6 protein-coding genes are annotated in these 12,746 nt (G+C 40.6%); 5 read left to right on the plus strand and 1 reads right to left on the minus strand.

Annotated features, from left to right (window positions below):
- The first annotated feature begins 338 nt into the window (after nt 1–338).
- The 5 genes from BHV72_RS01865 to BHV72_RS01885 are packed head-to-tail and all read left to right on the plus strand — an operon-like array spanning nt 339 to nt 10,596.
- Complete coding sequence (locus BHV72_RS01865) at nt 339–3,194, plus strand: SusC/RagA family TonB-linked outer membrane protein (RefSeq protein WP_250539590.1); 2,856 nt, start codon at nt 339–341, stop codon at nt 3,192–3,194.
- 6 nt (nt 3,195–3,200) lie between these two features.
- Complete coding sequence (locus tag BHV72_RS01870; RefSeq protein ID WP_055172829.1) at nt 3,201–4,898, plus strand: RagB/SusD family nutrient uptake outer membrane protein; 1,698 nt, start codon at nt 3,201–3,203, stop codon at nt 4,896–4,898.
- Nucleotides 4,899–4,918: 20 nt separating this feature from the next.
- Nucleotides 4,919–8,005 (plus strand): SusC/RagA family TonB-linked outer membrane protein, encoded by a 3,087-nt coding sequence (locus BHV72_RS01875; RefSeq protein WP_286853890.1) that lies wholly within the window; start codon nt 4,919–4,921, stop codon nt 8,003–8,005.
- 21 nt (nt 8,006–8,026) lie between these two features.
- Entirely contained in the window at nt 8,027–9,697 is a 1,671-nt protein-coding gene (locus BHV72_RS01880) for a RagB/SusD family nutrient uptake outer membrane protein (protein WP_286853893.1), read from the plus strand.
- A gap of 32 nt (nt 9,698–9,729) precedes the next feature.
- On the plus strand, nt 9,730–10,596 hold the full coding sequence (locus BHV72_RS01885; RefSeq protein WP_286853895.1) for a hypothetical protein: 867 nt from the start codon (nt 9,730–9,732) through the stop codon (nt 10,594–10,596).
- Nucleotides 10,597–10,929: 333 nt separating this feature from the next.
- Here the strand turns inward: BHV72_RS01885 and guaA are convergent, their stop codons facing one another.
- Nucleotides 10,930–12,453, minus strand: coding sequence for a glutamine-hydrolyzing GMP synthase (gene guaA / locus BHV72_RS01890; protein ID WP_055172825.1), 1,524 nt, complete (start codon nt 12,451–12,453; stop codon nt 10,930–10,932).
- Nucleotides 12,454–12,746 lie beyond the last annotated feature (293 nt).

Genomic DNA, 12,746 nt, shown 5'->3' on the forward strand with positions numbered 1-12,746 from the left:
AATAGCTAAGTTGTAGTAGAACTTAATAATTTTCTAAATTATAGTAGAAGTGCTTAGCTCTCCATAGGCGATTTTGCTTTAAAAGTTCATTTTGTTTTTAATTCTCCGCAAATATATTAATTGATTTTAAAATATCAAGCTAATATTTCATTTATTTTGCATTCTCCCGCAAATTAAATCTACTTTTTTAGATACCAACTTTATACCATTACTTTTTTTTAATAAATATAGCAACTTTAACAAACTGATTATCATAGATATAGATTAAATTAGGCTAAGTTCTACTACGACTTATTCTAAACTGAATATTATAAAATATTCCCCTTAATTTAATATTTATGAGAAAGAAAACTTTAAAAATCAAGTTCTTTCTGCTATTTTGCTCACTTGCAGGTTATTCAACCATCATTTCAGCACAGGACAAAACAGTGAAGGAAAAGAATGAAAAAGACTCGACAATCATTTCCATACCCTATGGAAGTAAGTTAAAAACAGAGTTTAGCGGTGCATCCGATGTAATCTCCGGTAAAGTATTGGAGAATGTGCCTGTACAGCATTTATCCAATGCATTGTCAGGAAGAATATCGGGGTTAACTACGATTCAGCGAAGTGGAGAACCGGGCAATGACGAAGCTTCCATTTATATACGTGGAATACGTAGCAATGGAAATGGCGCACTTGTACTAATCGATGGACAAGAACGCAATTACTACGGTATGGTACAAACTCAGGAAATTGAAAGAGTGACCATATTAAAAGATGCTTCTGCTATCGCTCTTTATGGTATGCGAGGCGCGAATGGAGTTATCCTGATTGAAACCAAATCCGGACGTCTCGGAAAACCTAGAGTCAGCCTTAACATCCAAGGGATATATCAGCAGAACATGAGAGTTCCCAAAGCTGTTAACGCGGCAGAATATGCTCAATCCTACAATGAAGCGAACATTAATGACGGTTTGAATCCTTTCTACACGGAAACGGAGATCAATAAATTCGCCAATCATTCAGACCCGGAGCGCTACCCAGATGTCGACTGGATAGGAAACTTGCTTAAAAAAGGAACTTTCATGCAGCGATATAATGCCACAGTAGAAGGAGGTTCCGGGCGTACCCGTTATTTCGTCTCATTGGGATATACCGGACAAGCAGGAATGTTTAATACTGAAAAAGAGCAGAATTACAGTACCAACACAGAATTTTCCCGAATCAACTTTCGCTCGAACGTAGACTTCGACATCACCTCCACAACCCTTTTATCAGTTAAATTAGACGGTTGGATGCAAAGTGAAAACTCACCTTATTACGACCAAGCACAACAATATATATTCCAAAATTTGTTGAAAACGCCGGCTACGGCATTCCCTATGTACTATAAAGATACTCATAACTATGTAGACCAGTCAGGGAATCCTATCAAATCACAACCGGGAGACCGTATTGTAGCAGGCAATGATAAATATATTAATCCGTGGGCTATCTTGAACAGAGGTGGCTACACAGCGATCGATAAACGTTATGGCGCCTTTTCTGTATCACTGAAACAGGATCTGGATTTCCTTCTGAAGGGTTTATCGCTCTACGGACAGATTTCTATGGACGTATACAACTTACAAAAACAAAACCGTACCCGCTCTTTCAATTATTACACACTTCAAAATAACGGAGTACTCCAAAAATATGGAACTAGTGAAGAAATGATATCAAATGCTGCCATGAAATATGGTGATGCACGTAACACCACATTAAATTTTAAGCTTAGCTACAATCGTATTTTCGGTAGGCACAATGTCTCGGGAATGATGTTTTACGACCAATATGAATACAATCAAAGTATTGTGCTTCCCTATCGCTATCAAACAGTTGGCGGCTGGTTTGCATATAAATACGATAATAGATACCAGATAGATGCCACTTTCGGTTATCAAGGTTCTTACAAATTCAATAATGAAAACCGCTGGGGATTGTCTCCTACTGTTTCTTTAGCATGGTATGTATCCAATGAGAAATTCTTTGATGTGTTAAAGCCCGCTATTTCTAATCTAAAGATACGCGGTAGTATCGGTAAGATCAATAATGACCGTGCAGTATCTGCGTATATGTATATGAGCCGTCTTCAGAATTTGAATGAAGGAATCTATTTTGGTAATGACATGGTACAATATACTTCTCTATTGGAAACCCAACAAGCCAATCCTTCTGCTACCTACGAGGAATCTACTCAAATGAATCTAGGTGCAGACTTAGGAATGTTTTCTAATCGTTTGAACGCAACATTCGACATTTGGAAGGATCGTCGCACCGGTGTATACACCATTCCCTCCACATTTTCATCCATGTTGGGATATACTACTATCTATATGCCAGGCAAGAATATCGGGAAAATGGAAACCAAAGGTTGGGAAGCCAGCCTAAACTGGAAAGATAACATAGGTAAAGATTTCACATATTTCCTTAGTGGTAACATTTCATACAGCAAAAACAAAGTCATTGATATGGACGAAGCCTTGCAACCGTATGACTATATGTATTCCAAAGGACATCCTTATGGTACTTCACTGGTCTATATTGCCGATGGTATTTTCCAATCGTATGAAGAAATTGCGGCAGCTCCTGTTCACACATTGAACAGCGTCGTTCCCGGAGACATACGATATAAAGATATCAACGGAGACGGTAAGATAGATGAAAAAGATCGGGTACGTTACGGATACACGGACGTTCCTCAAGTGTTCTATGGCTTCAGTCTTGGAGGAAGCTATAAAGGATTTTCTCTGTCCGTACTATTCCAAGGGGCAGCTAAAGTATCTAAAATGCTATCTTCATACACAGCGTTTGCATTCTACAATAACGGAAATATGTATGAACACCAAAGAAATAGATGGACACCGGAAAACCCTTCTGTCAACAACCCAAGATTTACAACTAAAGCTGCAGGGTCAAGCAACAACAGTCTTTCGTCTACCTATTGGCAACGGGACGCCTCTTATCTAAGACTAAAGAATGTAGAACTGTCGTATAATCTACCAACCAAAGTGGTCCGTTCCATTGGTCTTGAAGAACTCCGTATCTTCTTAAATGGCCAGAACCTGCTCACATTTGATAAACTAGACGTTATTGACCCGGAGGCCTATGGCAATGGTGTCGCTTATCCGCTCCAACGCTCATTCAGCGCCGGAATAAACATTAAATTTTAACTAACTATGAGAACGATTAAACATATACTCATAACAGGTTGTATTGCTCTTGCAGTTTCTTCATGCGACTATCTGGACCAACAACCTTATGAATACTGGCAACCGGAAGAGACATTTATTGATTATAACAAAACAATCCAAATGCTGAATAGCGTTTACGTTTCCATGCCCAATGGATACCAAAGCAACTACACAGCATTCCTCGACGCATCTACAGATGACGGTGCTTATGTAGACCCCGCCAATGCAATGTATAAACTGGGACAAGGATACGCAACCGAAATTAGTCCGATAGAAAACCGTTGGGCCGATTTATACATCGGTATCCGGCGTACACTTTATTTCGAGCAGTACATTCCTCTCCTACAAAACAATGCAGGTTGGACAGATGCACAAGTTGAAAGTTATAAAGAACTGGCCATAGCAGAGAGTAAATCGGTCCGTGCACTCTATTACTTCGAGTTAATCAAAAGGTATGGAGGAGTTCCGCTCGTGAAAAAGACATATACTCTTGATGATAAAGAGATTATAACATTACCCCGCAATAATTTCAGCGATTGCGTCGATTATATTGTAAGTTTATGCAATGAAGCCAGCGAAGTATTTACGCGCTACAATTATATCACGAATCAATATCGTGGTTTTGGTTTTTTATCAGCCAGTACATGCCCGTTGGCTATTAAGGCAAAAACGCTGGCGTACGCAGCGAGTCCATTATTCAACAATGTACAAAATCCGATACTCGGCTATACTGACGGAAACGTACAAGAAAGGTGGAAACTTGCTGCTAAAGCTTTGAAAACCGTAATTGACCTTGCTCCGAGTAAATTGTATTTATACCCAAACTTTGAAAAACTGTTTATCATACAGCCAAACCAAAATACTGAATATATAGTATATACCGGAAATCCAAAAAACTATATGCTGGAACTTTACAATTACCCTCCTTCACTGTTGGGTTCGGGAGGTACTTGTCCTTCCCATAATCTGGTATGCGCTTTCGAGAAGAAGGATGGTAGTGCCAACGATATGCAATCAGATACCCGATTCGAGAATATGGATCCTCGTTTTGATGTTACGATCGTTCGTGACGGAAGTATTTTGGGAGCAAGAGGAGCAATCGACATCAGCGACCCCAACAGTCAGGATGCTATCGGCAAAGTCAATCTTCGTTCTACCGTTACAGGTTATTATTTACGCAAATTCCTTGATACGAATATAAATCTGTCAGCTCAAACAATAACGAGTACCTACCACTACTTCCCTGTCATTCGCTTGGCAGACATCTATTTGCTATACGCTGAAGCCATGAACGAAGCATACGGACCGAATGATGCAGCCGATTTGGGGTGGACAGCTCTCGAAGCTTTGAATAAAGTAAGAACACGTGCAGGAATAACAGTCCCATACACTACAACTTCTCAAACGGAAATGACAAAGAAAATAAGAAATGAAAGACGGGTTGAACTGGCATTCGAAGATCAACGCTATTTTGACTTGAGAAGATGGAAAACAGCCGAAAAAGATTTGAACCAGCCACTAATGGGATTCAGAATAGAGCGGCAAGATAATGGAGTTGTGTCCACACATGAGTTTGTTGTCGACGGACAAAGGAAATTTAATACAAAGATGTATTATTCTCCTATCCCCTACTCAGAAATGCAGTTAAATACAAATTTAGTACAGAATCCCGGTTGGAGATAACAATCTAAAAATCGTATAATATGAAAAAATGGTATATATTAATGCTACTAATGAGCTTATGGTTCATAGGAGCGCAAGCACAAGAAACCGTAAGAGGTGTTGTTACAGATGCCGCCGGCGAACCATTAATTGGTGCCAATGTGGTAGAAAAAGGACAACCCAGTAATGGAACAATTACAAATCTTGACGGCAAATTTACATTAAAGGTAACCAGTAACAAGGCTATTATTGCTATTTCAATGATAGGAATGAAAACTGTAGAAGTTATCGTTCCCAAAGATGGAAAGACACTTACCGTAAGACTCCATGATGACACACAAACCTTGGACGAAGTAGTGGTTGTAGCTTATGGGCAACAGAAAAAGGTATCGGTTACCGGATCTATTTCTGCTGTGGGCAATCGGGAACTGAAACAAGGTCCTACTTCCAGTGTCACAAACAGTCTGACAGGACGTATTCCCGGACTGGTAACACGTCAAACCAGCGGACGTCCCGGTGAAGACGCTGCCGCACTCTATATTCGTGGCCGTGCTACGGTGAACGATGCTTCTCCGTTAATTATGGTAGATGGCATCGAACGTGACTTTTCACAAATCGACCCGGACGAAATAGAAAGTATTTCCGTATTGAAAGATGCATCTGCTACTGCCGTTTATGGTGTACGTGGAGCGAACGGAGTTATCCTTGTGACTACAAAACGTGGTAATTCCGGTAAAGCTAAAGTTTCTTTCTCCGGTGAGTTCGGTATTACACAAATCAACCGTATTACAAAAATGGTGAATGCCGAAGAATATGCAACATTGATGAATGAAGGTTTGGTGAATGAAGGGCAAGCACCGAAATATACAGAGCATGATATGCAATTATACCGCGACCAGTCCAGCCCGTTTACTCATCCGGACAACGACTATATAGATATGTTTACCAAACTAGGTACACAACAAAAGTACAATGTCAATGTATCGGGAGGAAACGAACGGCTTAAATATTTTGTGTCATTAGGCTATTTTCATCAGAACGGAACCTACGAAACTGATATCGAAAAATTAAAAAAGAAACCGGATCTGGCCAAATTGATTGCCATTAACCCGGAACTGGATAATTTACTCCAGCAACCAGACTACAACTCTGCCTACTACTATAATCGTTTCAACGTACGAACCAACCTAGATATACAAGTTACTAAAGACTTCAGTATTGGCGTTGACTTCAGCTATCGTACCGGAAGCAAGAACCGTCCCAACTCCGAAGGAGATGCCAGCCGTGCATTTAACAATATGACCCGTACACCTGCCAATGCATTCCCGCTAGTCAACGAAAACGGAACTTTTGCAGCCGTTCCAAATCTTGTGAGAGCCAACCCACTACACGCATTCCTCTATCAGGGATATAGAAAGGACAACGACAGTGCTTTGGAAGGAACTGTAAAACTGAACTACGATTTACATGCTATTACTAAAGGATTGAGTATCGGAGGTAAATTCTCCTACAATAGTTATATCGAAGACAACGGTATGGGCTTGAATGTGGTGGAACCTGTATGGAAATATAATGAGAATGGAACATACCAACGCCTACTTGCCAAAGTATTCCCTTCTCTCATCAATTTTGCATCCGGAGCAAAAAAACGTGTATACTGGGAAGCATTCGTGAATTATTCACGTCAATTTGCAGAAAAACATAATGTTTCGGGACTTATTTTATACAACTATAACTCTCACCAAGCACCGGGCGATGGTGAATATGGAGGGCTACCGCAGGTATATCAAGGACTGGTAGCCCGTGCCAACTATGATTTTGAAGGTAAATACTTAGTAGAAATCAATTTAGGATACAATGGTTCCAACAGATTTGTTGAAGGCGAACGATATGCATTATTCCCTTCCGCATCCGTAGGCTGGATTGTTACTAACGAATCTTTCCTAAAAGACAGCAAACTATTACCTTACTGGAAAATAAGAGCTTCATTAGGACAAGTCGGTAATGACAAATTCGGAAGTAATTTTGCCTATTATTCGGAAGCGACCTATGCCGCAGGCACCAATTACAATTTCGGTGAATCTCCAACTGCAGCCAGTGGAGGACTCTTGGAAGGAAAAGCAGCACAGATTGTAAGTTGGGAACGTTCTACCAAATTCAATATCGGTATGGACACACGCTGGTTTGAAGGTAAATTAACCTTGAATGCCGAATACTTCCGCGAAAACCGTACCAACATCTTGAAAACTCCCTCACGCACCAACATCATTTCCGGAGTGACAAGTTTTTCTCCACAAAATCTAATGGAAGTAAAAAATCAAGGTGTAGAAGTAGAAGTAGGATGGGATCATAAGATCAAAGACTTCGGCTATCGCATCAAAGCAAACATTGCCTACAACCACAATGAGATTATCGAACAAAATGAACAGATACGTAAATATCCTTATATGAACCGTACCGGAGGTTCTATCGGACAACAGTTCTCACTGATAGCCGACGGATTCTACAATACATATGCCGAAATCGCAGCCGGCCCGACGCAATACGGAACCTTACAACCTGGAGACGTCCGTTTCCGTGATATCAACGGAGACGGTGTTATCAATGATTACGACATAGCACCTTTCGGTTTCTCGGATGTACCCGAAATAACTGGCTCATTCCAAGTTGGTCTGTCTTACAAAAACTTCGACCTGACCGTTATGTTCCAGGGAGCAACACGTGTAACAATTCCACTGACAGGTGAAGTTGCATGGGAGTTCTTCAATCTTGGTTCTGCTCTTGCCGACAGACATTTGGCCAGATGGACTCCCGAAACACAGCAAACTGCGACTTATCATCGTATGAGCAATTCTTCAGGCTCCAATCAGAACAACTTCAAATCATCTTCAATGTATTTGTATGACGCTTCTTATCTGCGACTGAAGAATGTAGAGTTATCCTACAACTTCCCTAAAAAGTGGTTTACCCACACCCCGATATCCGCATTAAGGATGTATGTCAACGGATTCAACCTGCTTACTTGGGATAAGTTAAAAGTGATCGACCCGGAAGCACAACCTGCCAATCGCGGAAACTTCTACCCTCAGCAAAGAATCTATAATCTTGGAGTAAACGTTACATTCTAACCTCTGATAACAATTCGATATATGAAGAAAAATATTATTCTAACAGCCTTTTCCCTACTGCTCCTATACGGATGTACCGGTGATATGGAACGAATCCAGACAGGAACAAATACGGAAGAATTAATCTATGCAGACGCAGCAAAGACAAGGCAGATTTTAAATAACCTATATGCCCGCACGCGTCTAACACAAGGTAGCTTCTCCAGTTTCTCCGGAGATGGAGTAACTTTCCTTGACTGTGCAACAGACAACGCATATGCACCTATTGAATATTCATCAGTACATACGCATGGTAAGTCAACCATGTCTGCCTCTGATATTGCAATGAACGGAGGACATCCCTGGACCTTCTATTACAATAGTATCCGTAACGCAACTCTATTTATACAAAAAGTAGACAAATCGGTACTGTCTGATGAAGAAAAAGCCTCCTCAAAATTACAAGCGCGTTTCTTACGGGCACTGTATTATGCAGAATTATACCGTTGGTACGGAGGAGTCGTGTTGCTGGGAGATGAAATCATCTCTCCTACCGACTTGGACCGTTCGCGTTCAACTGCAGAAGCAACCGTCGACTATATCGTTTCCGAACTGGCAGATGTTGCATCACAACTTCCATTAGAATGGGACGCCCCCAATTACGGGCGTGCTACCAAAGGAGCGGCACTGGCCTACATAGCCCGTACCAAACTTTATGCTGCCAGCAAACTAAACAACCCGTCTATGGATCGTAAGAAATGGGAAGATGCCAGAGACGCATTATCAGCAGTCATGGGATTGAATATCTATGATTTATATTATGACACGCAAAATCCGGAATTAAGTTATGCACATTATTTCTGCGAGCGTAAAACCAAAGAAAATATATATACATATCTACTCGCTGCCAATGCCACCATGCATAGTAATCTTCCCCAAGGAGCTCCCTGGAATGAAAAATCTTATGTGGGATGTACTCCCACTCAGAATCTGGTAGATGCTTACGACATGAAAGACGGTACTGAACCAATCACCGGATACGATGCCAATGGCCAGCCTATCATTAATAAAAATTCAGGATATGACGATAAGAATCCTTATGAAAACCGGGATCCACGCCTTAAAATGACAATCTTTTATCATGGCAACACATTCGATCTTAATGGTTCCCAACAAGCGTTGGATATGACTGACGTAGATGATAAAAGCAAATCATCCGGTTATCTCGTCCTGAAATATCTCGACGATAGAATCGGACACAAAAGTTCGGGAAACTCCAATTATGACTGTAACCCCCAAATGATACGTTATGCGGAAATATTACTTGGGTATGCAGAGACACTTAATGAATTGGGTGACAGCAAAAATGCAGTAAAAACAGTCAACCTGATACGTAAACGTGCCGGTGTAGGAGAATTAGATGAAAACAAAAATTGGAATAAGGATGAACTCAGACAGCGCATCTACAAAGAATATCGTGTAGAATTTGCATTCGAAGACAATCGTTTCTTCGATGCCCGCCGATGGGCCAAAGCGGAAGAATGGTTCTCTAAACCAGTATACAAGGTTACTGTAACAGGCAGCCTAGAAAATCCTACATATACCAGAAGCCTGCTGGAAGAACGTATTTTTCTTTCCAAATGTTACCATTTCCCAATCCCGCAGCAAGAAGTTGACAACAGTCAGAATATTGAACAAAACGCCGGGTGGTAATCAGATTTATAAACCAATAATTTTACAATAATATGAAAGCAAAACATTTATTTTATACGTTATTTATCTTCCTGTTTTCACTTACCTCTTGTGAAAATGAAGCTAATATTGATTATGTTCCTACTGTACTATTCAATTTTGAAGGAGGAACGAACTTGGTAACTACTCCGAAAGGTATCAAAGAATATACGGTAAAAGGAAGCATCACTTCTACAGCAGGACTTACCTCCTTCGCTATCAGCACAGCCAATGCTGAAACCGGTGCGGCGATATCTGTCATCGAGAGTACCAGACAAACATTTGACGAACCTAAAAGTAATTATGATTTTTCATATACTATAACAAACCTGTCAGAAAACAAAGCGATCAAAATTAGTGTAACTGATGCTGAAGGAGAAGACTTTCAGAAAAACTTTGTAGTAGAAATCACTCCTGCTGTTATCTTTTCTGAACATAGTGATAAGAAATTGGAATCAGTTGACAAATATTGGGGAGTATTCTATGCTGAATGGTTATATGGCCGCATCTATAAGAGCCGTGAAGCGGGTAAATATGCTGCTGAAGTTAATATAGGTATGGAAAATAAGAATGGAAAAGCAGTATTAATCTCTCCTGCCAAGCATAGCTTAACCTTTAACGGTGCTCGCAATACTAAATTCGGAGTTACGAATATGACCTTAGAACAGTTCAACGCAATCAGCAGAATTGATGACACTCCTCTAAAGAATTTGTCACCAACAACAGAAAGTATTGAAATAGAGAATGGAAAAGTATATGCATACCAGACGCAAGATGGACAAAAAGGAGTGGTATATATTCAAAACCTGACTGGTAATGCCGGTAGTTCTGACGATCCGACGGTTACGGCAACGATTGTCACCAAGTTACAAGCGAAATAAACAGTTATCAACATAAGTTATACGGAATAGGGTGTGTCTCTCATTGACAAGACAGAGACGCACCCTATTCAATTTTGTTTCAAAGGTTTAAAACTATTTGTTTCCCGTAATGAAACTGGAAGTTTCAAGCCTTGGGAACAAAAGTTTCAAGCGTCTGAAACTAAAGTTTCCCACCGGTGAAACTATGGTTTCTGTACGGTGAAACCAAAGGTTCCAATGCATGAAACTATTGGTTTTGCCGTATGAAACAGTTTGTTTGCCGAGATGAAAATAAAATAGCCCCAACTTTATTCAAGTTGAGGCTACTCAAGTATCATCTAAAAAGGACTTATTTTATTCCCATTCGATTGTTGCAGGCGGTTTGGAACTAATATCATAGGTTACACGGTTCACACCTTTTACCTTATTAATAATGTCATTCGAAACTTTACCTAAGAACTCGTAAGGCAAATGCGCCCAATCGGCAGTCATAGCATCCGTAGATGTCACGGCACGCAAGGCAACTGCTCTTTCGTAAGTACGCTCATCTCCCATTACACCGACAGACTGTACCGGCAACAGGATAACACCTGCCTGCCATACTTGATCATACAATCCCCAATCACGCAATCCCTGAATAAAGATATCATCCGCATCCTGCAAGATACGTACCTTCTCCGGCGTAATATCTCCCAGAATACGTACTGCCAACCCCGGTCCCGGGAACGGATGACGGGTAATCAGATGTTCCGGCATACCCAACTCACGGCCTACACGACGAACTTCATCCTTAAACAACAAACGAAGCGGCTCGCACAACTTTAGATTCATTTTCTCCGGAAGGCCCCCTACATTATGGTGACTCTTAATCACTGTACCTGTGATAGACAATGATTCTATGCAATCCGGATAAATAGTACCCTGCGCCAACCATTTTACATCTTTTATTTTGTGAGCTTCTACATCGAACACATCAATAAAGCCCTTACCGATAATCTTACGTTTACCTTCCGGTTCCGTTACACCGGCCAATTCCGCAAAGAACTGCTCACTGGCATCCACACCAATCACGTTCAGGCCAAGGCATTCGTAATCGTTCATCACATTCTTGAACTCATTCTTACGCAACATACCATGATCTACGAAGATACAAGTCAAATTCTTGCCAATAGCCCTGTTCAGCAACACGGCAGCTACAGAAGAATCCACACCACCACTCAAACCGAGCACTACTTTATCATCACCCAACTGTGCTTTCAATTCAGCAACTGTGCTTTCGATAAAAGAAGCCGGTGACCAATCCTGCTTGCACCCACAAACCCCGACTACGAAATTCTTCAAGATCTGTGTTCCATCTTCGCTATGAAATACTTCCGGATGAAACTGAACGCCCCATACATTTTCACCTTCAATCTGATAGGCAGCAATATCAACTTTGTCTGTTGAAGCAATCTTTTTAAAGTTAGCAGGGATAGCAGTAATCGTATCGCCATGGCTCATCCACACCTGTGTATTTTCGCGTACTCCTTTGAACAACACATTATCCTTACAGAAAGAAGTCAGATGCGCACGCCCATATTCACGCGTACCGGCCGGCTCTACTTTCCCACCGTTAGTATACGACATAAACTGTGCGCCATAGCAAATTCCCAATATAGGATATTTACCACGAATCTCACTCAAATCTACTTTGAAAGCATCTTTATCATAAACCGAAAAAGGGCTTCCGGAAAGGATAACTCCTTTGATTGTTGTATCTTCTTTAGGAAATTTGTTATAAGGAACAATTTCGCAATACGTGTCCAACTCGCGTACACGACGTCCAATAAGTTGCGTAGTTTGCGAACCGAAATCAAGAATTATTATTTTTTCCTGCATATCAATGTATGGGTTTTTAAATAAATGGTCTGCAAAAGTAGGAAAAAGTACGCAATCTATATAAGATATAAGTCAAAAATCTATCATTTTAGTATATTCAAAACATCATGAAACCATTTTTTATTTTCTGCTATCGCTCTCAAGACAAGGGAACACTGAGTTAAAATGAGTTAATCTTTGTCCCGCAAATACCATTTAAGCCATTATGTACAGCTCATACAACGCTTTTTAATGTATATATGCCTGTCCCTTTAGACTTTTCCACCAATTTGGTATTATCACAAAAAAGAAAC

The organism is Bacteroides sp. 43_46 (assembly GCF_001915455.1).
Classification (GTDB): Bacteria; Bacteroidota; Bacteroidia; order Bacteroidales; family Bacteroidaceae; genus Bacteroides; species Bacteroides caccae.

Bases quoted from the DNA above. Each gene is read 5' to 3' on its own strand.
- BHV72_RS01870 (WP_055172829.1), top strand. From the start codon at position 3,201: ATGAGAACGATTAAACATATACTCATAACAGGTTGTATTGCTCTTGCA.
- BHV72_RS01880 (WP_286853893.1), top strand. From the start codon at position 8,027: ATGAAGAAAAATATTATTCTAACAGCCTTTTCCCTACTGCTCCTATAC.
- BHV72_RS01875 (WP_286853890.1), top strand. From the start codon at position 4,919: ATGAAAAAATGGTATATATTAATGCTACTAATGAGCTTATGGTTCATA.
- BHV72_RS01885 (WP_286853895.1), top strand. From the start codon at position 9,730: ATGAAAGCAAAACATTTATTTTATACGTTATTTATCTTCCTGTTTTCA.
- guaA (WP_055172825.1), bottom strand. From the start codon at position 12,453: ATGCAGGAAAAAATAATAATTCTTGATTTCGGTTCGCAAACTACGCAA.
- BHV72_RS01865 (WP_250539590.1), top strand. From the start codon at position 339: ATGAGAAAGAAAACTTTAAAAATCAAGTTCTTTCTGCTATTTTGCTCA.